The 21,952-nt window shown below is 40.9% G+C and carries 22 protein-coding genes; 12 read left to right on the forward strand and 10 right to left on the reverse strand.

Annotated features, from left to right (window positions below; genetic code table 11):
* The first annotated feature begins 5 nt into the window (after nt 1-5).
* Entirely contained in the window at nt 6-530 is a 525-nt protein-coding gene (locus J4E76_RS06520; protein ID WP_208502281.1) for a hypothetical protein, read from the forward strand.
* Nucleotides 531-592: 62 nt separating this feature from the next.
* On the opposite strand, the gene J4E76_RS06525 is transcribed toward J4E76_RS06520, so the two are convergent.
* Complete coding sequence (locus tag J4E76_RS06525; RefSeq protein WP_208502283.1) at nt 593-1,894, reverse strand: phosphatidylserine decarboxylase; 1,302 nt, start codon at nt 1,892-1,894, stop codon at nt 593-595.
* Nucleotides 1,895-2,061: 167 nt separating this feature from the next.
* Here J4E76_RS06525 and J4E76_RS06530 point away from each other — a divergent pair, with 167 nt between their 5' ends.
* From J4E76_RS06530 to J4E76_RS06550, 5 genes are all read left to right on the forward strand, one after another.
* Entirely contained in the window at nt 2,062-2,403 is a 342-nt protein-coding gene (locus tag J4E76_RS06530) for a hypothetical protein (RefSeq protein WP_208502284.1), read from the forward strand.
* 54 nt (nt 2,404-2,457) lie between these two features.
* Nucleotides 2,458-3,030: a hypothetical protein gene (locus J4E76_RS06535; protein ID WP_208502286.1), complete on the forward strand. Its 573-nt coding sequence runs from the start codon at nt 2,458-2,460 to the stop codon at nt 3,028-3,030.
* Entirely contained in the window at nt 3,023-4,219 is a 1,197-nt protein-coding gene (locus tag J4E76_RS06540; RefSeq protein WP_208502288.1) for an NAD(P)/FAD-dependent oxidoreductase, read from the forward strand. Before J4E76_RS06535 ends, J4E76_RS06540 begins: the two co-directional genes overlap by 8 nt.
* 47 nt (nt 4,220-4,266) lie before the next feature.
* Complete coding sequence (locus J4E76_RS06545) at nt 4,267-5,331, forward strand: cupin domain-containing protein (RefSeq protein ID WP_208502290.1); 1,065 nt, start codon at nt 4,267-4,269, stop codon at nt 5,329-5,331.
* A gap of 256 nt (nt 5,332-5,587) precedes the next feature.
* A complete protein-coding gene (locus tag J4E76_RS06550) occupies nt 5,588-6,412 on the forward strand; it encodes a GNAT family N-acetyltransferase (protein ID WP_208502292.1) in 825 nt (274 codons plus the stop codon).
* Between the two features lie 30 nt (nt 6,413-6,442).
* Here the strand turns inward: J4E76_RS06550 and J4E76_RS06555 are convergent, their stop codons facing one another.
* Nucleotides 6,443-8,077: a B12-binding domain-containing radical SAM protein gene (locus J4E76_RS06555; protein ID WP_208502294.1), complete on the reverse strand. Its 1,635-nt coding sequence runs from the start codon at nt 8,075-8,077 to the stop codon at nt 6,443-6,445.
* A gap of 106 nt (nt 8,078-8,183) precedes the next feature.
* Between J4E76_RS06555 and J4E76_RS06560 the strand changes: the two genes are divergently transcribed.
* The 3 genes from J4E76_RS06560 (at nt 8,184) to J4E76_RS06570 (ending at nt 10,673) form a co-directional block, all read left to right on the forward strand.
* On the forward strand, nt 8,184-9,167 hold the full coding sequence (locus J4E76_RS06560) for an MBL fold metallo-hydrolase (RefSeq protein ID WP_208502296.1): 984 nt from the start codon (nt 8,184-8,186) through the stop codon (nt 9,165-9,167).
* A gap of 63 nt (nt 9,168-9,230) precedes the next feature.
* Nucleotides 9,231-9,554: a TraR/DksA C4-type zinc finger protein gene (locus tag J4E76_RS06565; RefSeq protein WP_208502298.1), complete on the forward strand. Its 324-nt coding sequence runs from the start codon at nt 9,231-9,233 to the stop codon at nt 9,552-9,554.
* 81 nt (nt 9,555-9,635) lie between these two features.
* Nucleotides 9,636-10,673 (forward strand): fatty acid desaturase, encoded by a 1,038-nt coding sequence (locus J4E76_RS06570; RefSeq protein WP_208502300.1) that lies wholly within the window; start codon nt 9,636-9,638, stop codon nt 10,671-10,673.
* A gap of 6 nt (nt 10,674-10,679) precedes the next feature.
* Here J4E76_RS06570 and J4E76_RS06575 read toward each other — a convergent pair whose 3' ends face one another.
* Nucleotides 10,680-13,295: an ABC transporter permease gene (locus tag J4E76_RS06575; protein ID WP_208502302.1), complete on the reverse strand. Its 2,616-nt coding sequence runs from the start codon at nt 13,293-13,295 to the stop codon at nt 10,680-10,682.
* Nucleotides 13,292-13,630 (reverse strand): PadR family transcriptional regulator, encoded by a 339-nt coding sequence (locus J4E76_RS06580; protein WP_208502304.1) that lies wholly within the window; start codon nt 13,628-13,630, stop codon nt 13,292-13,294. The genes J4E76_RS06575 and J4E76_RS06580 overlap by 4 nt, the downstream gene beginning before the upstream one ends.
* 171 nt (nt 13,631-13,801) lie before the next feature.
* Here J4E76_RS06580 and J4E76_RS06585 point away from each other — a divergent pair, with 171 nt between their 5' ends.
* The 3 genes from J4E76_RS06585 (at nt 13,802) to J4E76_RS06595 (ending at nt 15,422) form a co-directional block, all read left to right on the forward strand.
* Complete coding sequence (locus J4E76_RS06585; protein WP_208502306.1) at nt 13,802-14,101, forward strand: EthD family reductase; 300 nt, start codon at nt 13,802-13,804, stop codon at nt 14,099-14,101.
* A gap of 143 nt (nt 14,102-14,244) precedes the next feature.
* Nucleotides 14,245-14,586, forward strand: a complete 342-nt coding sequence (locus tag J4E76_RS06590) for a GIY-YIG nuclease family protein (RefSeq protein ID WP_208502309.1) — start codon at nt 14,245-14,247, stop codon at nt 14,584-14,586.
* A 260-nt stretch (nt 14,587-14,846) separates the two neighbouring features.
* Nucleotides 14,847-15,422 (forward strand): HD family hydrolase, encoded by a 576-nt coding sequence (locus J4E76_RS06595; protein WP_208502311.1) that lies wholly within the window; start codon nt 14,847-14,849, stop codon nt 15,420-15,422.
* A gap of 20 nt (nt 15,423-15,442) precedes the next feature.
* Here the strand turns inward: J4E76_RS06595 and J4E76_RS06600 are convergent, their stop codons facing one another.
* The 6 genes from J4E76_RS06600 to J4E76_RS06625 form a co-directional block, all read right to left on the reverse strand.
* A complete protein-coding gene (locus J4E76_RS06600) occupies nt 15,443-15,808 on the reverse strand; it encodes a DoxX family protein (protein WP_208502312.1) in 366 nt (121 codons plus the stop codon).
* 164 nt (nt 15,809-15,972) lie between these two features.
* Nucleotides 15,973-18,360 carry an ABC transporter permease gene (locus J4E76_RS06605; protein WP_208502314.1) on the reverse strand — a complete coding sequence of 796 codons (2,388 nt, stop codon included), beginning with the start codon at nt 18,358-18,360 and terminating at the stop codon, nt 15,973-15,975.
* 82 nt (nt 18,361-18,442) lie between these two features.
* Nucleotides 18,443-19,357, reverse strand: coding sequence for a glycosyltransferase (locus tag J4E76_RS06610; RefSeq protein ID WP_208502316.1), 915 nt, complete (start codon nt 19,355-19,357; stop codon nt 18,443-18,445).
* Nucleotides 19,345-20,610, reverse strand: coding sequence for a hypothetical protein (locus tag J4E76_RS06615; protein WP_208502318.1), 1,266 nt, complete (start codon nt 20,608-20,610; stop codon nt 19,345-19,347). The genes J4E76_RS06610 and J4E76_RS06615 overlap by 13 nt, the downstream gene beginning before the upstream one ends.
* The gene (locus tag J4E76_RS06620; RefSeq protein WP_208502320.1) at nt 20,607-21,563 is read right to left on the reverse strand and encodes a GNAT family N-acetyltransferase; all 957 of its coding nucleotides are present in this window, start codon (nt 21,561-21,563) and stop codon (nt 20,607-20,609) included. The genes J4E76_RS06615 and J4E76_RS06620 overlap by 4 nt, the downstream gene beginning before the upstream one ends.
* Nucleotides 21,564-21,950: an FdtA/QdtA family cupin domain-containing protein gene (locus tag J4E76_RS06625; RefSeq protein WP_208502322.1), complete on the reverse strand. Its 387-nt coding sequence runs from the start codon at nt 21,948-21,950 to the stop codon at nt 21,564-21,566. It abuts the gene before it with no gap.
* Nucleotides 21,951-21,952 lie beyond the last annotated feature (2 nt).

Genomic DNA, 21,952 nt, shown 5'->3' on the forward strand with positions numbered 1-21,952 from the left:
CCTCAATGGTGTATTTCGAGGAACGATTGACGGGGGGACACCCCAATTCTCTGGGCAATACTGTAGAAGTGGTTGAAGAAGTTTTGGCTAGCCCATCTTTGTTCGAAGAACTCTTCAATTGCTACTTCAGCAATGATGAGGTGGTTCGCTTACGTACTTCCAATGCGATGAAGCGAATTTGCAAGGCCCAAAAAGGGATCCTTATTCCTTACATGGATCGCTTTCTTGAAGAGATAGCTAAAATTGATCAAGCCTCTACCCAGTGGACGCTTGCCAGCCTTTTCAATCTATTAGAATCAGGTATGTCTTTGAGCCAGATAGAAAGGGCTAAGCAAATCATGAAGCATAACCTTGAGTTTCATAATGATTGGATTGTGTTGAACACCACAATTGACACCCTTGGTAATTGGTCAAAAAAGGATGAGAGTCTGAAAGTATGGATATTGCCTCATTTGCAGAGGCTCTCCAAAGACAGTCGTAGGTCTGTTTCAAAAAGAGCTAAAAAGGAACTCGATCGGCTAAGTAAATGAGGCTTAAACAAAAAGAGCGCTGTTAGGATTCTAACAGCGCCTACCCCTTCACCTAAAAAGCCTCAGCCGACTATAACTGCTGCTTCACCATATTTAAAATGGAAAGGTGCCGCAATACCTTGGGCGTTTGCCCATTCCTTTATGAAGAGTAATTGATTCTGTGGTTTCTCGAAGACAAGAATAATATCTGAGCCTCCAAAAGCGAAGTATCCGAATTCGTCACCTTTGGCAACGTTTTGACCTTCATTCAATTCCATGTGTACCGAAGAAACCTGAGCCATACCAACAGGCACAATAGCGACCTTACCAATATCTCCTGCCGGACTATCTTTCGTATCAACAATGATCACCCCTCTGGCTTGAGTAAACTCATAACCATCTTCTGAGCCATCAGGGGCATCGAACTGACCGTTATCGAGTACCACATCTAGAAATACATTTCCTGCCACTGCCTGCGAATCGATTACCATGCCGGCTACTGGTACATGAAAGCGGTGATAATCAAATGGGCTCAGGAAGTAGTGCACGAAAGTACCCCCATTGAAAGCGCTTGCATATTCACTCCCATTAAGGAGGTCGCTAATCTGGCCTATTGTATGAGTATGCTTTAAGGTAACTCCTTCGGTTTGCTGACCTTGCTCTATCACATTTCCACTAGCATCAATATTATAGATGGCCTTGAATGTACAGTCTGCTGGTGCAGAGACTACCTTGTTGTCATTAGGAGAAGCGATCGGCCTCATTGGCGTCAGATCCGTATTGCTGGCATTCAACTGTCGATAGAAGAAATCGTTAAAAGTCGTCCATCCATCAATGTAGTCTGAAGAATCTTGGAGGTTATACATTGGATCGTCTTCGAAAGATTGGAGTGTCTCTGGTGTCAAAGAAGCGGGTGTATTCAAGAAGTCTCCCCAAGCTTTAGCATAGTCATCTAACCACACTTCAAACTTAAATCCGTTAGCCTCGCTCACATAATTCTGCAGGACGATCTCCTGGCCATTGACTTCAATATTCTGATCGATCAACCAGTAGAAATGACATAGACGATCGTAAATCTCTTGACTGTAGCCATTTTGTTGATCGTTGTTATTCCAAGCCGTATAAGTAGGCACTTGGTTTTCGCTTGGGATTACCTCAGCGAAAGAAGTTAGGTAACTGTAGTAATCGTCAGCATTTGTAGGCCAACCATTTCCATCATACAATTCATTGAGAGCTTGATATAAATCCGAGTTCAACTGACCATTCTTGGCTCCGGTATTGGCAAGCACCAAGGATTCTTTCAGAGCAACTGCCAGTACATTGTCATTTGCGATCTGCTTTCGTAATACATCGATTATCTCCGATGAGGTTATCTGAGTTTCCATAGCTTAGTTTTCTGTGTTTGTGGTGAGTAGAGCATCTAATTGTGCCTAACCTCAGTAATGAAGGTACCATTCAACACTCATTTATTCTCAACTAAATTAGAAAGTGGCTGAAAACCACCAGAGACAATCTGCTTGTTTGGTTGATTTCAAAATGTGAACTTGAGACCATGAAGGCATACAATTTAAATCAGAAGCGTTTTGTCACTGCAGAAAACAACAGTGGTCTTTCTTCTCATGAAACTGTATTTGAGTATCATCAAGATGGTGACATCATCACGGGAAATTATCAAGGCGGATTGATTAAAACAGGGCAGTTGGTAGGCAGGCAAATTAAACCAGACACCATTAAATTGTTGTATCACTGTATTACCGAGACGGGTGAACTGATGGCAGGAGAATCGACAGGAACGCTAAGCATGAAAGGTGAGCGAATACAGATTAATTTTGACTGGAACTGGTTAAATGGAGATCGCTCTGGAGGGAAATCAGAGTATATTGAATTGATTTAGCACAAAATTGAGAAGGATCTTCCATAAACTATACCATGACCAGCTAGTCTCACAATGAAAAAACTAATTCTGCTATTACTTCTCGTTCCATTGTCCTTTAAGGCCATTGGTCAGAATATAGGAAAGCCAACAGCAATATCTTTTGGCTACTACAGTCAATTTGCATTACAACCAGGGTTTAAGGTAGGGACTGACTTTATTTTCCCAGCAAGTGATTATAATGTCAATAAATGGCTCTTAAGTACCCAAATAGGCTTTTTCACTAACATTGGTGATGACAACAACTTAGTACTGAACGTTGAAGTAGGTAAAAGAAAAACAAGTAGTTCAAAGCATGTATATCACACATTTGCTCTTGGCATTGGGTATCGTTATCAAGCGAAACTCAATTCCTTTAGTACAAGTCTAGGTTCAGGTAAGTCTAGCGACAAAGAAAGGATCTATAAGGGCTACTTCTTACCAACCCTCAGTTACGAATTCGGTTGGAACACCCATAAGAAAGTGGCTTGGTTTTCAAAATACGCGGTTGGACCAACACTATCCACTCAGGTGGAAAGTAGTTTGGCCATGTTTCTGGAAGTAGGCATGAAAATCTCACTTATCTCTAAAAACCCTGGCAATGAATAGAACAGAATTTATTAAAAAGACATCTGCCATGGGCTTAGGAGCACTACTGCTACCAAGCCTTTTCACTGGCTGTGAAGACGAGTTTAGTCCAATCTTCGAGTCCAATTTTTCTGGAAAGGTACTGATCATTGGTGCCGGGGCAGCAGGATTGACAGCAGGACATGTACTAAATCAGCAGGGCATCGACTTTGAAATCATCGAGGCATCATCCGTATATGGTGGCAGAATAAAGGAGATTCAAGGATTTGCAGATTTCCCTATAGACTTAGGAGGTGAGTGGATTCATACCAAGGCGTCAATTTTATCTGATTTGCTAAACGACAATACCATTAGTGATAAAATCGAAATCATAAACTACTCCCCTGAAACATTGCACGTTTGGAATAATGGTAAGCTTAAAAAGCGAAACATTTTCACCCATTTCTATGGCGAGCTCAAGTTTAAAAACACAACTTGGTTCAGTTTTTTTGATCGATACATAGTACCGGGAATTTCCGATAAGATAAGATTGAACAGCCCTGTTCAGTCAATAGATTACTCATCTGACATAATTACGGTCACTGATACTTCAAACACTACTTATACTGGAGATAGAGTAATCCTAACCGTACCATTAACCATACTGAAACAAGGTAGCATCAGTTTTACACCTCCCCTTCCCGATTCAAAAATAACGGCACTTGACGATGTCGATATGCCTGATGGTATTAAGGTGTTTATGGAATTCTCTGAACGCTTTTATCCTGATCTGCTCTATGACGGTGGTCTGTCGGCAATTCTAAGTGACACTGATGGAGAAAAGATATTCTATGATGCTGCTTTTAGAAAAGGCTCTAGCAAAAATATCCTAGGCCTGTTTGCAGTTGGTAAACCATCAAGTGTCTACGCAAACATTGCCACGGATGAAGAACTCATAACATTCATACTCGCAGAACTCGATAACATGTTCGGAGAAAATGTCTCAAGGCATTACGTAAAACACGTTACACAAAATTGGTCCAAAGAGCCATTCATTGGAGGTTCTTACTCCCACTATCAAAATGAGGAAGCCATTTCAACCCTTGCTCAATCTGTAAATAATAAGTTATTCTTTGCTGGTGAGGCATACCATACAGAAGAGACCGCCACAGTACACGGAGCAGGTTTAACGGCCTACAATGTTGTTGAAGAGTTATTAAGAAATGAATGACCTAATTAGTAAGGTCCTACAATCTTCTTATGTATTTTAAGGCTTGAATGTATCATAATCAGGCCCAGATCATATTGCCAGGTACCGACCTAAATGCAGAAATGTCCTATTTCGAAAGAATAGGTTTTAGGTTAGACAACATATTCCCTGATGATGACCCTGAAGTTGCAGTTATGTCTGGTTATGGCATTCAGCTTAGAATAGACAGGTCTGCAAAAGTCTCGCCTCCAAGTATCCATATCTTATCGGATAATCCAAAGGACATTCTAGGCATTGAAAACCAACTACTATCGCCAGGCGGTACAGTAATTACCGTAGGAATTAAGACCTATCAAGTTCCTGCACCCTTGACCAAGCATAAATTTGAGGTTCGTAAGTTAAGAGACGAAGCACCTTGGGTGATCGGAAGAGCTGGTATGCAATACCGAGATCTAGTTCCAGATCGACTAGGAGGCGGAATCATGGCTTCTCACATACGCATACCCAACGGTGGCCCAGTACCTGACATGGTACATTATCACACCATTGGCTTTCAATTAATTTACTGCTATCGAGGGTGGGTAAAGCTGGTTTATGAAGATCAAGGGCCTCCCTTTATTCTTAGTGCCGGTGATTGTGTGACACAACCTCCTGAAATAAGACATCGTGTACTCGAGGCATCGGATAACCTTGAAGTTATCGAGATTGGTGTACCTGCAGAACACATGACCACAATTGATCATGAAATGGAATTACCAACTTCGGACATTCGACCAGAGAGAGAATTTGGTAATCAAACATTCTGTCATCATCAGGTCAAAGAAGCAAGTTGGTCATCTGATAGCATCAAAAATCTCCAATATCGTGATACTGGTATTCACCGAGCGACAATGGGCGTTGCCTCGGTAAAGGTGTATGGCACTCATAGTAAACATGGCTTTTCTCAAACACTTAGCCACCAGCAGGACATCCTCTTTTCTTTCGTGACAGAGGGAAGCTTTTCATTACAGGTCGAGGGACACCCTGTACATAACTTGGAAAAAGGAGATGCATTCGTGATCCCTCCAAATTTGAATTACCAGTTCACTGATTACTCTGCTGATTTAGAACTTCTGGAAGTTGCTCTTCCATAAAATCGAAATTAGAATAGATAGCCCATTCTGACAATGGTAGCCGTATGATTGGTTAAATCATTCGACTTTTTAATTACCTTGCGCACATGAATGTATAATTCTGAGTCATGCTAATCATATCCTAAGACCAGTTCTTACTAGTCTCATGGCTCCTTTGTATTTCAATTAACTGAGTAGATCAATACTCAGCAGTTACCAAAACTTTTTTTAAACACATTGGCCACAAAATCACAAGGCCAAGGCAATTGTTTATACAATGAAACATCAATTTTACTTCAATAAAACAACCCACAGTGACAGCATTGATTCTTTGAGAGAAATCTGGAGAAACACACTTGTTGCTCCTCAAGATGACATGTGGGAATCATTTTTAGCGTTAGCGACAAAAATAGAAATCCGCACAAGTAACCAGACTATTGGTTATGCTTGTCTCAACAGTGAAAATCAAGTCTTACAATGTTTTATCATAGAAAGGTGGCTGGAGCACGGTAAGGAAGTTTTCGATCAGTTAATTAATGAGTTCAAGGTTACTTCCGCACTTGTTGGTACTAACAATCCAGTATTTCTGGCATTGGCCATGCCGTTTCAGCAATCAGTTGAACAAAACACATTGTTATTCTACGATGCGCTTGAATCAAAGCTGAGCAACAGCGAAAAACCTCCTGTTCAGCTTGCATGGGAGAACGATCAAGATCGATTGGTGGATTTTTATAATGATAGTACCGGAGCACCCAAAGAGTGGCTAAATCAATATTTAGGGACTCTTATTTCGCGAGGAGAACTTTATTTCATGACTGAAGAAGAGACAATCCTTGGCACCAGCGAAGTCAGAAACAGTGAAACAGATCTTACAGTGGCAGACATTGGGATGGTGGTTTCTAAAAACCATAGGCTTAAAGGCTACGGGGCTTATCTATTAGGCAAAGCCAAAGAATTGGCATATGACCAAGGTAGAAAACCTATATGCTCCTGTGAAGTCAACAATGTCGGTTCCTTGAAATCGATTCAGAAGAATGGTTTTAGAAGCATTCATCGCATATTGAAGCTATCCTTCCAAACAAAAAAAAAGGTGTCGGAATAGCCGACACCTTTTTTAACAAGTAAGTCTTATTTAGCTCGCTTTATACCATTCCACATCTCCTTGCCTATCTTCGGACAGTTCAATATTAGGGTCAAGGACCTGAACTTTACCCTCTAACCTCATGGCCAACTGCTCCTCAATTTCTTTCTTCACCAACTTTCGGTAAGGCAAGAAATGTAAAAGGAAAGCGGAAAACGAAAAGAAGTTGCCAATTCCGCCTCTATTATGCTTGTACATTCCGTAGAGATACTTCCAGAAAACTGATCTTGATTCATAGTAGAAGCCAAGCTTCCAAACCATCTTCAAACCGAAGAGGATTCCTCGATAGTCAAAGTCAGTTTTATGCTGATTTCTAAGCTTATGACGTATTTCCGGGTCACTATGAACTTTTGCCTGCCCTACCATCATAAAATGATCATACACTCTTTTGAGGTAGTTTTTAGGATCATAGAGGTTCCAAAACGCCTCTACATATTCTTCTGCTATATCTTCAATTGGCCTCGAAGGCACAAAGTTCAGTAGCGTAGTTTGGTTCAGGTTAGCATCATCTAAAAGCCTTCCCTCCTTTTTAAGTCTGTCCCATAAGGCGGTATTTGGTAGTGCCTGAAGCATGCTGAAGGTGACCCCCGGAATTGCATTCTCCATAGCAAAATCATAGACTCTGCCCCCCGCACCTTTCTTCTCATCATCAAAACCAATTATGAAACCGGCCATGATTCTGAGTCCGGCCTTGGCGATTTTTTCCAAGGACTCATTCATTGGTCGTCTATTGTTCTGATGCTTCATAGTGAGCTTCAAACTGTCCGTATCTGGTGTCTCGATGCCAATGAAGACAGTCGAAAACTTGCTCATCACCATTAACTCCAGAAGCTCATCATCCTGAGCCATATCAATGGATGCCTCAGTTGTAAAGCTAAATGGATAGCCATTGGCAGTTTGCCAATCTATCAACTTCTCCAAGAATGGTTTGACAGTCCTCTTATTCCCGATAAAGTTGTCATCAACAAAGAAGATTCCTCCCGACCAGCCTAGTTCTCTCAATAGATTCAGTTCTTGTTCTATCTGGCTGAAAGTCTTAGTCCTTGGCTTGCGCCCATAGAGTACTATAATATCGCAGAACTCACATTGGAATGGACATCCTCGCGAATACTGAATGGCCATTAGGAAATAGGCATCCATATCCAATAGATCATAGCGAGGTAAAGGACTCAAAGTCACATCTGGTTTGTCCTTAGATCTGAATATTCCACTCGTCTCGCCTTTCTCCAAGGCTTTGACGAACAAATCAATTGTGTACTCTCCCTCATCCAACACTAGGAAATCGGCTCCTGCTTCTAACATGTCATTAGGAAGGGATGTGGCATAAGGCCCACCGACAGCTACAGGTTTATTTCTAGATTTTGCCTCTTGAATCAGACCCATGAAATCTTCTTTTTGGGCAATCATTCCTGAGAACATGACCATATCAGCCCATTCCCAGTCTGATTCGGTTACTGGTTCTATGTTTTTGTCTTTAAGTCGATATTGCCATTCTTGAGGTAAAAGAGCGGCAACTGTTATGAGGCCAAGGGGTGGCATAAATGCTTTCTTACCTATGCCCTGAACTGCTTTCTCGAATGACCAAAAGCTAGTCGGAAAAATTGGATAGATTAATAGTACTTTCATGTTGATTTTGGTTCCTATTAATATAAGGACTTTTCAAAGATTTAAAAGACACTAACAAGGGACAACCTCTTATTAATAACCATTCCATAACCTAGTTGACCACACTATGAATAGGCTTTCATACTTATTGACATCGATAGCAATACTAAGCTTAGCGTTTGGTAATGAAGTACTTAGTCAAGAAGATGATTGGTGTAATCAAGAATTGAGGAGTCAATTTTCTAAGCTTAAAAAAATTCGCACTTCAAGCACATGGTTTAAAGTCTATCAAGTTGAAAACGATGTTTTTGCGATAGCCGAACCCTTCAATTTTCAAGAAGTTATCTCGTATTTGATTTTAGGCGAGGATAAGGCACTCCTATTTGACACAGGTATGGGGATGAATTCAATAAAGACTGTAGTCGAAGAATTGACCCCATTACCCATTACAGTATTGAACTCCCACACACACTATGATCACATTGGTGGTAATCATGAATTCGACCAAATTCTTGCCATGAACACCCAATACACAATTGGTAGATCTGAAAACGGGATGGATCATTCTATTGTAAGCCATGAGGTTACACAGGAAGCAATTTGTCTTGAAAAAGCCAAGGGGCTAGATACAGCCAATTATACCATCAAACCCTTCAAAATTTCTGAACTGATCACGCACGAGCATATCATAGATCTAGGCAATAGACAGCTAGAGGTGATTGCATCTCCAGGCCATACACCTGATGCAATCGTGCTTATTGACAAAGAGAATGGTTTAATGTGGACTGGTGACACTTTTTACGAAGGTCCCATTTGGTTATTCGATCCTGAAACAGATTTAGTTTCTTATCAAGAAAGTGTCAATAGACTATATAGAAAGAGTAAAGGCTTAAAAAAGGTATTTACAGCTCATAACACTCCTATTGCAGATCCTTCTCGTTTAAAACAACTTAAGGACGCTTTCGCACAGATAATGAAAGGCAAAAAAGCGCCTGAAGTTACCGAGGGCACAGACCATGTAAGCGATGAGGCTGTCGCTTTTGAATTCGAGCACTTCTCATTCTTCATTCGAAGGGATAGATTGGAGGAAGTGGGGATTATAAAAAGGTAAATTCACCGTGCATGTGGAGTAGTTGACCGCTAAGGAGGGGAAAATTATGGTTACCTTAAGGCTATGAATACTTCCGAGCTCAAGAGCCAGCTTGAAGCTGAAATAAGTCGCACTAAAAAGATTATTGGTGAGTACAAAGAGATGTCTCAACCGATTTCGCCTGATGATGCAATCGGCAGACTTTCTAGAATGGATGCTATTAACAACAAAGGTGTGATGGAAGCCGCACTTCGACAGGCAGAAAACAAACTATCGGCCCTTCAAAGCGTCATTTCTAGAATCGATAGTCCAGGCTTTGGCCTATGTGTGAGTTGCAATCAGCCCATTCCCATTGGTCGAATTTTGATAAGGCCAGAAAGTCAACGCTGTGTCAATTGTGCCCGCTGACACCTTTTATCAAAATCGATCGTTCTAAGTTCGATAAATCGTTTTAAACAAATAGCTTTACAAAAGATTTTGAGGAGATCTATGAAGCAAGTCACAGCAGAAAAAATAATCTTAAGTAAGGAGAAGATACAGAGCCTTAAAAAGTATACACAAGAGCATAAGACTAAGGCTACAATTCAAATCATCAATTCATTTGTACCCTTTATTGGGATATGGATTTTGATGTACCTGAGTCTGGATATCAGCTATTGGATAACCCTTGGGCTAGGTGCTCTAAATGCTTTCTTCTTAGTAAGAATCTTCATTATCCAGCATGACTGTGGACATCAGTCATTTGTCAAGAATAGAAAGGCTCAAAAGATTATTGGCCACCTGTGTAGTTATATTTCTGCTATACCTTTCAGCTATTGGGCAAAATCACACAGTATTCACCACAAATTAAACGGGCAACTTGAATTAAGAGATATTGGTGATGTGACCACCTATACCGTTGCTGAGTACAAAGCTTTCAGCAAAGGCAAAAAACTTGGCTATCGAATCTATAGATCGCCTATTGTGATGTTCTTAGTGGGGCCGGTATACTATATCTTCATTCACAACAGATTGGCTAAAATAAAAATGCCTGCCTTCCAAAAGCTGAAAGGCAGCGTGATTATGAGTAACCTAGTTCTTCTGGCATTATTCGCTACCCTTGGTTTTAGTCTCGGGTGGGAGAAATTCCTTTTGGTTCATATCACCACACTGACTCTCTTTGCTATTATCGCCATCTGGTTTTTCTATGTGCAACACCAGCACGAGCACGGTTATAAGCAGTGGAAAAAGAATTGGGACTATGTTACGTCTGCGCTAAAGGGAAGCACCTATTACAAAGTTCCTAAACTGTTCAATTGGCTAACTGGGAACATTGGTATTCATCATGTACATCATCTGAACCCTGCGATTCCTAATTACAACCTTCAGCAGTGCATTAAAGAAAACCCTTGGCTCAATCAATTTCCAACCATTATAGGATTCAGAGAAAGCCTAACGCTTATGTCTAATAAACTCTGGGATGAAACCCAGCAGCGCATGATTAGCTTCCGTGAGTACTATCGTATGGAGAAGATGGGGCTAGTCTAAGCCCTTCTACTCATCTCTCAAAGCATCAACCGGATTGCTGACTGCGGCACTATAAGTTCGGTAACCAATGGTTACCGCTGCAATCAATACCATTAGCAACAAGCTTACTACAAAAGTCACTACATCAATCTCAATGTGATAGGCAAACCCGTCCAACCATTGATTCAAGATATAGTAAGCCACTGGGCCTGCAACTAAGAATGCTAAGAATAACAACTTGGTAAAATCTTTTGCCAGCAAGCTCAAAATACTGCTTGTGCTTGCACCTAAAATTTTACGAATTCCCATTTCTTGCGTCTTTCGCTCGACTTTATGCGTAGCCAGGCCATAGAGACCAAGACACGCAATCACAATGGTGATCAGTGTAAGCCAGAGTGATAACTCTGAGGTTTTCTGATCTTGGGCATAGGCATTATCATATATATCTTCAAAGAGACGATATTCAAATGGATAGACTGGCGAAAAACTATCATATACTTCTTCAATTTTGACCAATGTTTCATAGAGGTCTGCTTCGATTTTAACCGAGAGTGTGGCGTAATTCCCACTTAAGATGATCTGAAGAGGCTCGATCTCTTCTCTGAGTGACTTAATATGAAAGTCTTTTACTACTCCGATTACGGTAGATTTGATACCCGATTGTGTGATCATTTCACGACCGATTGGGTTTTCCCATCCTAATTTCCTAACAGCTGTCTCATTCAGTAGAATTGATTTCCTGTCTGTTCTGATCTCTTTGTCAAAAGACCTCCCTTCGATGACTTCAATATCATAGAGATCAAAGAATTCATGAGTCACTCCAACCATATACATTGGGAGTCTTTCAGCATCCGAAATACCGGTCCAGTTGGCTTGAGTATTAGAAGTCACATTAGTTGGCAATGACCATGAGGTAGCAACCGCAGATACACCTGACACTTTACTAATCTCTTCCATGTACTCATTGAGCCTATCATCCACGGCATCATCGCTAGTACTTAATACCACTATTTTATCTCTGGAATAGCCCGTGTCCTTGTTATCAATATAACTAAGTTGCCTTCCTAATATTAGGGCTCCAATGATCAGAACAAATGAGGCTGAAAACTGAAAGACCACTAAGATATTTCTCAGGAACCCTCCTCCCTTTTTTCCAACTATCCCTCTTCCATTCAATGCATTAATCGGTTTGAAATTAGTTGTAATCAAAGCTGGATAGATGCCGGAGATAAGTGTAATAATGACACCGAGACCAATCACGAAGATCCATAAATTCAATTCCTGAAAATCTAAGGTCAATGGCCTGTCCACAAAATTGGCTAGGGTAGGAAGAACAAGTCCGGTCACCACAATGGCCAAGGTTAAGGATATAAAAACAAGCAGGCCAGATTCCATTAGCAACTGTAAGATGATATTGCCTCGTTTGGCTCCAATCACCTTTCTAATCCCCACCTCTTTCATTTTCACAATTGAACGAGCTGTTGCTAGGTTGACATAGTTGATACAAGCCATTCCCAGAATAATTGTGGCAATGATTAAGAACATATTTAGCCGCTTACCATCTACAGGAGTACCTAGGCTACCAATAATCTTTTGGTCAAAATGAACCTTAGCAAAAGGCTGTAAAAAGTAAGTATACTCTTGACCATCAGCATCCATTGGGTCGTTAGCGTACTTTGCTCTAATTTCAGGCAATCGCCCTTCAAGGTCTGCAACATCGGTTCTAGGCTTTGTTCTGAGGTATGTATAGAAAGGATTATTCCCCCATAGGGTCATGTTTTGATTGAATGCCTCCATTACGCTTTCCAGATGAACCAGCACATTCATTTTAAAATGGGAGTTGTCTGGCATATCCTCAAAAACACCAGTGATTTTCATTGGCAATTGGCTATTGAACGTCACTGTTTTACCAATGACATCCACTGAGTTAAAGTATTTTAAGGCAGTGGTCTTAGATAATGCCACGGTTAATGGCTCTGCAATGAAATCGACTATATTCCCACTTACCGGATTAAAAGTAAAAACCTTAAAAATCGAAGGGTCTGCAGGGTGCACTAAAGGTTCAATGAATTTTTCGGTGTCCGTTTCCATTAAGATTTTTCTGTATCTCATTACTCTGGACGCACCGAGAATTTGTGGGAATTCAGATGTTAATGCATCTGCCAGAGGTGCTGGGGTACCCGAATCTCTGTATTCAGGATCGTTTATGGTGTTGACACTTTTATATACACGATAAATATCCTCTGACTGATCGTGATGAGTGTCATAGCTAAACTCATATGTAGTATAAGCCAGTGTAAGTAAGAAAATGACCAAAGCGGAGCTCAAGCCAAGGATATTGACAAAGCTGTTTCCTTTGTGCTTTCTGAGGTTACGAAGGGAAACGATGATGTTGTTTTTAAGCATTGCTATTGAGTTAATTGAGTATTGACTTTTTCCTTTGAAATAAAGGTGATAGACCACGCCAAGTGCTTCTTTGGTATACAACCATCGTGCTTTGGCTTTACCTTTTCTTTCTATGTTGTTTTGATATATTTCTTCCATGTCCCACAAGGCAGTATTGAGGTAATCATAGGAGCAAAAGCTTCTAAGCAACCATTCTCCAAACCTTGGAGGCCTACTATGGACGTTTTGCTGACTCATAGATCAAGCCACTGGATTTTATTTGCTGGTAATCGATCAAAGAGTTCGTTTCTCATTGCTCTAACTTCATTCAGTGCCATGACCCCTTCTTTGGTTATGTCAAAGTACTGTTTTCGTCTACCTCCTCTTTCCTCTGTGATACCACCAACTCTCGAATCGACCCACTTCTTTTCTTCGAGACGTTGCAACGCAGCATATAAAGCGCCCAGACTAATAGTTTTCTTCATATTAGCCTCTAGCTCCGCTTTGATAGTCACTCCGTAGGCATTGTCCTGAAGTACACCCACAGTGAGCAGCACTATCTCTTCAAATGCACCTAATGTCAGCTTTTTCATTTCTTCTCTTTTTGGTAATTAACTTCAATAATAAAAATTAGTTTCTAAAAAGAGAGGAAATATTTTGAATTTTTAAACAGCACACCTCAAAAAACTTGAAAATCATATATGAATGGTCGGCAGTATTTGATTGACTCTCTTTAAATTGATGACCTAATCAATTCCAAAACCATGGTAAAAGTAGTAGTAGTATATGGGCATCCCACTGACCCAGAAGCATTTGAGAATTATTATATGGGAACACATTTAGGTCTCGCTGCACAAATTCCTCATGTTAGCAAAGTGGAGTTGTCTAAATTCATTGGCACACCAGATGGCGGTAAAGCTTCACAGTATCGAATGGCCGAAGTCTATTTCGAGTCAATGGAGCAGCTCCAAGCAGGGATGGGTTCACCCGAAGGAGTGGCCACAGTGAATGATATTCCCAATTTCGCCACTGGTGGAGTTGACGTCAATATTGCAGAAGTATAGAGAATTAGAAATATCAATTAGAATTCAATTGGCCAGTTCTTAAGAATTGGCTTTTTTGATTCCGCACCTATAACGCTCTTCCATTCCTGAACGTTTGTGAAGGACCTCAAACATATTATTCAGTATCTTGAATCAAAACACGCATGGATTCCAGAGAATATTATGTCTATATCACCACTAATAAAACTAAGACTGTTCTATACACGGGTCGCACAGATAATCTAATGCAGAGAATTACTGAGCATTGGTTAAATAGAGGAGACTCAAAAACTTTCGCAGGCAAATACCATTGCTTTAATCTCTTATACTTTGAACATTCAAAATATGTACTCAATACCATTGAAAGAGAAAAAGAAATCAAGGGTTGGATAAGATTAAAGAAGGAAAAATTAATTACAGAATTCAACCCCGAATGGAGTTTTCTAAACTCCGAAATCATGGAATGGCCACCACGAGATGCTTTCCACCGGGGAGACCTCACCTAAAGAAGACTCTTCGCTACACTGGGAGAAAGAAAAGGTAAACTGTACAAACCAACCGCCATCCCTCTTTTCTTCCTGAACGCCAGTGAAGGGCCTAAAATGATTATGTAAGCATTTCACATTACCAAGATTAAATGAACCAAAGGACGAGCATGGATTTAGGCTCTTCGCTATGCTCAGAGAAAGAAGATAACGCATAAGTACTAATCAAATTAGAAACAATCTATAACTTCGCTTCAAGAGAATGAAAGACGCTTTTACCCATGATAGATATTAACTTCCAAAAGCAAATTGCCTTTATCAAAGAAATTGATAAGCTCAAATATATCCAGCGCAAGACTTCGCTTTTCAATAGTAACCGACATGAAAATGATGCTGAGCATAGCTGGCATTTGGCTATGATGGCTTTAGTAATGTCTGAGCAGAGTAATGAGAAAGTTGACCTATTGAAGGTCATCAAAATGCTCCTTATTCATGACATAGTAGAAATAGATGCTGGCGACACGTTTCTTTTCGACACCACGAAGAGTCATGATAATACCGAGGAGGAGTTAAAGGCTGCTAAACGGATTTTCGGGTTACTACCCGAGGGTCAAGCAGAAGAACTAATCACCATTTGGGAAGAATTCGAAGCAGCAGAAACGGCCGAGGCAAAGTTTGCAAAAGCCGTGGACAGACTAGCCCCCATGATGCAGAATGACTCTAATAACGGGGGTACATGGAAAGAGTTCGATGTCCCTTATGAAACTGTCATTGAGAAAAAGAAAAAGATCAAAGAAGGATCAGAAATAGCTTGGGACTATGCCAAAGGATTGGTCGATGATTTCTATCAAAAGTGACCCCCACCCTAAGCTTTAGTTTATTTCTTAATAGATAGTTTATCGTCAAACCTGAGGTAGGCAATGGCCAGGGCAAGCAAAAGAATGATAATAGCAAACATTGGACCTCCAATCCCTGTGGTTAGGTGTGTATAAATTGCGCCCAACATTAGAATAGAAAGAAGCACGCCTCCATAAAAAGCAGTTTTAGGTATGAAAATGAGAATACCTGAAAGTATTTCCAGAACGCCAATAATGGTAGAAAACTCAGCACTGTATCCCCAGTTTTCAAAGCGTCTAACCATACCTTCAGAGGGAGAAACCTTAGGATAGCCAGACCCAAGCATATACAAACCTGTTAGCATGCTTAGGATCCAGGCAACAATGTTTTTGACTTTAGAGCTCATAGTTTTTTTCTACAAGCTATTGGATCACTAAGCCAAGATCAATCTCAAAATCTAATTATGTGGCGAAATTCAAGATTCGGGGGTGAATGATTAAAATCGGATTCGCCATACCCCAACTTGATTTACAAATAACACGAATGGCATATCGTTACATGGCAATTTATCTACTCCTCTCTCAATGCCTCTACAGGATTTCTTATTGCCGCGCGATAGGTACGGTAACCGACCGTCAATCCAGCAACAAGAGCCATCATCAGTAATGCCACTATAAAGGTCAGAAGATTGATATTAGTATGGTAGGCAAAGCCATCAAGCCAACCTTCCATCACATAGTAAGCAACGGGGGCCGCAATGCAAAAGGCGATCAGCAAGAGCAGGCCAAAATCTCGAGACAATAGTAGCAGAATTCTTCCAACAGAAGCCCCTAGTACTTTTCTTACCCCTACCTCCTTTATCCTATGCTGAACTCGGTGTGCAGCTAAACCATACAAGCCAAGGCAGGCAATTAGAATAGCCAAGCCAGTGAACCAATTGGCCAGTTCAGCAGTCTTAATCTCGCTTAGATAGGCTCGATCAAAGATGTCATCAAAGAAGTTGTATTCAAATGGGTAAACAGAATTGAGCCCTGCATAAGCCTCCTCAATAGCGACAATAGTCTCGTTCATATCCGTTCCCTCAATTTTAATGGACACATTAAACTGCCCTGCCCTGTGAAAAATTTGGACTGGCTCTATCTCAAGGTGTACTGAATGTGCATGAAAGTCTTTGAGTACACCCACCACAGTGCCGGTATCTCCAAACCACCGCATCATCTGCTTACCAATAGGCTCTTCCCAACCCAATGCTTTTACTGCAGATTCGTTGATAAGCACGGCTTTTTCGTCTGTAGGAATGCTCAGATCAAAATTCCTTCCTTCTACAATTTCCAGACCATAGAGATCTACAAATTCATCATCCGCCACATTAGTATAAAGCACTACATCCTCTCCTTTCTTTTTCCCTACCCAGTTTACCGTGCCATTGGAACTAATATTGTTAGGTAATGAATTTGAAGAGGTCACATTCTTCACTCCAGGTATCTTCTTCAACTCTTCCTTGAAAACTTCTACCTTATTTCTGATACCCTCTCCTCTTTGACGAATGCCCATTACCAAAACCTGATCGCGCGTATAGCCCGTGTCTAAGTTTTGTATAAAGTTCAGTTGTTTAGTCAAGACTGAAGCGCCAAGAATTAGTGCGCAGGAGATAGCGAATTGAAAGACCACTAAAACGTTTCTAAATACAGTATTGCTCTTGGCTACACGGCCCTTTCCCTTCAAAGCTGAGATAGGTTTGAATCTAGACAGCATCATAGCAGGGTAAATACCAGATAATAACGTCATGCCAACACCGATCATAGCGATAAGTAACCAGAACTGAGGCGCCATAAAGTCCATACTTATTTCCTTGTCAATGAAGACTGAAAAGGCAGGCAGAATCACCAAAAGTAGTAGTATTGAAAGCAGTATTGAAACAAAAACCAAAATCGTAGACTCAATCATAAAACGGATCATCAAGTCAGACCTCAGGGCACCAATGACTTTTCTAATACCAATTTCCTTCGTCATATTGATCGCCCTAGCCGTAGCCAAATTCACATAGTTGATACCCGCAATAATCAATATCATGAATGCGATTCCCATGTAGATATAAAGGGCCTGAGCATCGGCATTTGGCGCAATATCAAAATTGACACCTTTGGTAAAGTGAACATCTGTCAATGCCTGCAGGTAGTAGATTGATTCTTGACCATCCTCATCGATAGGATCATCGGCATACTTGGCTCTCATTTCTGGCAACCTTGCTTCTAAGGCAGCTGCATTGCTACCTTCAGCCAATAATACAAATGCATGGAAATTACTGTTGTTCCAGTTGTCCATTCTTCGATTAACTGCCGTGAGAATTCCCTCTAAATTGATGGCAATATCTATAACGAAGTGAGAGTTTTTCGGCATATCCTTGAAAACCCCTGAGATTTGAAGTGGATATTCATCCCTAAACCTAATCGTCTCTCCCACTACATCTGTTCTACCAAAGTATTTCATGGCAATCGTTTCAGAAATTGCCGCATCCTTTAAACCAATCAGAATACTCTCTTTATCCCCTTGGGTTATCTCAAAATCCAACATTTTGAAAACTGTAGGATCCACAGCATGGATGGATGGCTCTAAGTAAACCTCACCTTCTGCCCGAATTACAGTATTTCCGTAAGAATCTATTCTAAAAAACTCCTCTACCTGGGGATAGTCATCTTTCATAGCTGGAGCCAAAGGGGTAGGCACTACGGCATACTTGTTTGACCCTTTGTAAAAATTACCATTGTCCTCTTTATAGACTCGATAAATCCTTTCCGCTTTTGAATGATACTTATCATAACTGAACTCCTGCTGAGTATACAGGGTGATAAGTATGAAAACTATTAGGCCTGAGGTTAGCCCTAAAAGGTTAAGAATTGCATAAGACTTACTCTTGATGAGGGACCTGAAAATGGTTCTAATGTTGTTGGCTAGCATGGAAGGTTGAGTTTTTGATGCTTAAAAGACACTTACTTTTAAAGACGGTTGCATCAAAACTTCATTACACTTCTGCCATGTATCAGCGTTTGAAATCCCCCCTAAGAAATCTGACAGCTTTGGAGACAATGTCTATTGCTCCTCCTACTTCCTTGAGTAGACTTTGATAGCTTTCGGCCAATTCGATGGCTTCATTTCTCAAGCACTGTCTGTATTCATAATTCAGCCTTTCGATCAAAGCCTTTCGTTCTGCTTTAGTTTTGCAGAGGTGAAATGCCTTTTGACAGACTTTTAAGGCAGAGGCCAATTGTTCATTTTGGGAGTGTCGATAGCGGTTGGCAGACATGCTTGTCTGAAGTTTTCGCTTTTGCATATGCACCTCATCAATGTAGGCGTAGTGCCAATAGCGAGAAGATCTTACCCAAAAATCAAAGTCCTCATAAGCAAGAGATTCATCATAGCCACCAAGGCGATCAAAGACTTCTTTCTTTATGATCATTGTCGGTGTACAAATGAAATAGCGCCTCAAAACATTTTCAAAAATGTCGCCCTGAGCAAATTCAGTTACCAGACCCTTGGCCAAAAGAGGTTCCTTATGATTCCCTATCGATTGGGAAGACTCATCAATGTAATCAGCATTTGAGTAAACAACTCCGGTTTTGTTCGGCTCTTGGATAAAACGATCGACCCCAGATTTCACAAAGTCTGGAAGCATAACGTCATCCAAAGCAAAATCTACAATAAAGTCTCCTTTCGCGTAAGCCAGTCCCTCATTGAAAGTCTTTGTATAACCAATGTTGCTTTCATGAGCGATAAACCGAATAGCATTATCCCCTAAAGTCGACTTTATCTCTTCTTGGCTATTGTCTGAACTTCCGTCATCCAGGACGATTATCTCGATACTCTCATAGCGCTGTGCTAACACAGACTTCAAAGCCTCTTGGATATAGGGCCCATGATTGTACGATATGCAGATAATACTAACTAAGGGTTCCATCTGAAAAGCATTCGTCTATTGAACAACACAAGAATTAAGAAGAAACCGATATGACGCCACATATAAGCAATGGTGAGCGCCTCCAGATCAAAGCGATCGATTAACAAAGTAATAAGACCTAGGTATATAGCTGCTGAGACTATTTGAGCACCAATATATTTCATGGTCTGAACTCGCGCGCTGAGCAAATAAGCTAGCAAGTATGAAATGATGGCAAAAAAGTCTCCAATGACTTGATAGCGCACTAGGTATGCTGCTTTCTCAAAACCGTTAGCAAAGAAGAGTTTAAGGATGAATTCCTTATTGAAATAGTAAACGCTTAGGCAAATCAAGGATACAAAAGCTACAAAACCCATCACCTTCAAGACGTATTGTTTTAGCTCAAGCGGCTTATGTATGAGCGATGCCATTTTAGGATAGTAGACTACTCCGACCGTTCCGGTGAAGACCAACATATAACTGGTAGACATTTTTACTACGGACTGCCAAAGGCCAGTCCTGTCAAGCCCATAGAGTTCAATTACATAGTTACGAACTCCAAAATCCAATAGGCGCCCCAAAGCGATAGCACTAATGGCCATGGCAATGAATTTCCAGATCTTCTTGATTGACTTAACATCTGGCCAGCCAACACCCAAATGGATGGATTTTCTGCGATATATCAGATATACCAGCGCACTGAAAAACATAAGACCATATCCAATAACGAAGCTGAGTAAGGCCTGATCTAACGTGCCATAAGTGACACCGAAATAGACTATAGCTACCAGCATGATAAGGCCTGACACATTAATTAGTGCATAGGCCTTCACCCTTCTTAAGGCAAGTATGACGGAGTTGAGATAACCCGATAGCAGCATCAGAATAACCGCGGGAATAAAGATCAACAAGAACTGTTGGGGTGTATACTCATTGATAAATCGGTCAAAAAAGTAGCTTCGATAACGGAAGTACAATACAGCTAATGTGGTCGCAAATATGACTGCCGTTACCCATATTCCCGTTTTAAAAAGCCGAAGTCTTTGCGTCTCATCAGTCTCTGGGTCTGACCAGTATTTCATGATGCTTCTGTTCACTCCTTCGCTAGGAAGCTGAGTAAACAGGGCTGTCAAGTTTTGGAAGTGAGATAGTAAGGTGATCCCCGGTGTGCCTAAGAAAATGGCAAAGAGCTTATTGATAGTCAGTCCACCAAGTGCTCTGAAGGCTACTGCGGTAAATGACCAGGAAGAACTTCTAAAAAACTCCTTTTTCAATTGCTCACGGTTTTATGGTTAAGTTTTTTCTCCCAGCTCACAGCTTCTGATGTCTTCCCTCCTAAATGCTCTTTGAAATTGGCCAATGATTCCTTCATCTTCATATCCACATAAGAAGTCCCCAAATCAAGCACTCTAATAGAGTTATCCTGACACCATTTGTATAGGTTATTTACTAGAAATACCATGGGACTATATTTTCTATAGTGTCGAAATTCGACATCACTCGCGGGCATAAAATGATAAACAGCTTCATCATTCACCACTACTACTACTGTGGCGGCCAACATGAAATCATCCATATAGACGCCAAAGACACGGTACATTTTAGGGTTGAGTGAATTGGTATTTTCGAGATCAGCCCATGACATGGAAGGTGGTTTGTAGTCTAACTCTCTGAACCTGTTGATCCATTGGAAGACCTTCTTTTTATCTCTTTTGACCTCTTTAAATGTAGCTCCTCCATCAACACACTTTTTATTCTTGCGTTGCTCCATTTTATGCATCCGGTCCAGGAGGTCCGATTCATCAACAGCAATAGTATGGAAGACTCGTTCTTGAATACTTTGGTATTCGCAATCGATTAAAGCAGAGGCAATCTTAGACTGACTAAAGTAAGTATCTGGTGCCTGGTGAATTCTGACACGATTAATTTTCATTGTTACCAAAGCCTGCTCGACATTCAGGAGAAAAGCCGTAATGTCTTCTTCAGAAAGGGCTTCAGATACTTCTAAGCCACCGAAAGGAAGTTTATGCGGGCTATAAGCGATATCGTCAACAATGGAGAAGGCGACATGGGCATGGGCTTCGTCCGCTTGATCATCTATCCAATAGAAATGTACCTTATCAAAATCATTATTCGTGTTCAGAAATGCCGGATCGTTATAAGCATAGGAGATATAAGAGACCTTAGTCTTTGAACTCAATACATCATATAGCCTATAGTTCGACATCTAAAAATCTGTTCGGTTCCTGATATAATCGTCCTCTGAAAATTCGTCTGAGGCCAAGCCTAGTAGCATTGCCTTTCCTTTAAACAACATCTTACCCCACCACAGTGGTGGAATGTAGAGCCCAGCATTTGGCTGATCCAAAGTATAAGACAAGCGCTCCCCGGCCTGCGACTCGAGTACTACTTCTATGGTGCCTTGAATACAGATTATCACCTGTTCGCCTGTCTTATGTGCATGACCACCTCGTACCTGTTGCTCTGGCACTTCACTAAGCCAATAGACTCTTTTCACCTCGAATGGCACATCTTTCAATTCTTCGAGAAACGAGAGGTTACCCCTACGATCTGCGATTTGAGTGAATGAATAAAGCTCTGGTCTTTTTGCCATTT

The organism is Roseivirga sp. E12, from assembly GCF_017592825.1.
Classification (GTDB): Bacteria; Bacteroidota; Bacteroidia; order Cytophagales; family Cyclobacteriaceae; genus Roseivirga.

What these genes read in the sequence shown, in the direction of transcription:
- J4E76_RS06550 (WP_208502292.1), top strand. Translation starts at nt 5,588, where the DNA reads ATGAAACATCAATTTTACTTCAATAAAACAACCCACAGTGACAGCATT.
- J4E76_RS06610 (WP_208502316.1), bottom strand. Translation starts at nt 19,357, where the DNA reads ATGGAACCCTTAGTTAGTATTATCTGCATATCGTACAATCATGGGCCC.
- J4E76_RS06625 (WP_208502322.1), bottom strand. Translation starts at nt 21,950, where the DNA reads ATGGCAAAAAGACCAGAGCTTTATTCATTCACTCAAATCGCAGATCGT.
- J4E76_RS06590 (WP_208502309.1), top strand. Translation starts at nt 14,245, where the DNA reads ATGGATTCCAGAGAATATTATGTCTATATCACCACTAATAAAACTAAG.
- J4E76_RS06565 (WP_208502298.1), top strand. Translation starts at nt 9,231, where the DNA reads ATGAATACTTCCGAGCTCAAGAGCCAGCTTGAAGCTGAAATAAGTCGC.
- J4E76_RS06560 (WP_208502296.1), top strand. Translation starts at nt 8,184, where the DNA reads ATGAATAGGCTTTCATACTTATTGACATCGATAGCAATACTAAGCTTA.
- J4E76_RS06585 (WP_208502306.1), top strand. Translation starts at nt 13,802, where the DNA reads ATGGTAAAAGTAGTAGTAGTATATGGGCATCCCACTGACCCAGAAGCA.
- J4E76_RS06520 (WP_208502281.1), top strand. Translation starts at nt 6, where the DNA reads ATGGTGTATTTCGAGGAACGATTGACGGGGGGACACCCCAATTCTCTG.
- J4E76_RS06605 (WP_208502314.1), bottom strand. Translation starts at nt 18,360, where the DNA reads ATGCTAGCCAACAACATTAGAACCATTTTCAGGTCCCTCATCAAGAGT.
- J4E76_RS06600 (WP_208502312.1), bottom strand. Translation starts at nt 15,808, where the DNA reads ATGAGCTCTAAAGTCAAAAACATTGTTGCCTGGATCCTAAGCATGCTA.
- J4E76_RS06570 (WP_208502300.1), top strand. Translation starts at nt 9,636, where the DNA reads ATGAAGCAAGTCACAGCAGAAAAAATAATCTTAAGTAAGGAGAAGATA.
- J4E76_RS06535 (WP_208502286.1), top strand. Translation starts at nt 2,458, where the DNA reads ATGAAAAAACTAATTCTGCTATTACTTCTCGTTCCATTGTCCTTTAAG.
- J4E76_RS06525 (WP_208502283.1), bottom strand. Translation starts at nt 1,894, where the DNA reads ATGGAAACTCAGATAACCTCATCGGAGATAATCGATGTATTACGAAAG.
- J4E76_RS06580 (WP_208502304.1), bottom strand. Translation starts at nt 13,630, where the DNA reads ATGAAAAAGCTGACATTAGGTGCATTTGAAGAGATAGTGCTGCTCACT.
- J4E76_RS06530 (WP_208502284.1), top strand. Translation starts at nt 2,062, where the DNA reads ATGAAGGCATACAATTTAAATCAGAAGCGTTTTGTCACTGCAGAAAAC.
- J4E76_RS06540 (WP_208502288.1), top strand. Translation starts at nt 3,023, where the DNA reads ATGAATAGAACAGAATTTATTAAAAAGACATCTGCCATGGGCTTAGGA.
- J4E76_RS06595 (WP_208502311.1), top strand. Translation starts at nt 14,847, where the DNA reads ATGATAGATATTAACTTCCAAAAGCAAATTGCCTTTATCAAAGAAATT.
- J4E76_RS06575 (WP_208502302.1), bottom strand. Translation starts at nt 13,295, where the DNA reads ATGAGTCAGCAAAACGTCCATAGTAGGCCTCCAAGGTTTGGAGAATGG.
- J4E76_RS06620 (WP_208502320.1), bottom strand. Translation starts at nt 21,563, where the DNA reads ATGTCGAACTATAGGCTATATGATGTATTGAGTTCAAAGACTAAGGTC.
- J4E76_RS06555 (WP_208502294.1), bottom strand. Translation starts at nt 8,077, where the DNA reads ATGAAAGTACTATTAATCTATCCAATTTTTCCGACTAGCTTTTGGTCA.
- J4E76_RS06545 (WP_208502290.1), top strand. Translation starts at nt 4,267, where the DNA reads ATGTATCATAATCAGGCCCAGATCATATTGCCAGGTACCGACCTAAAT.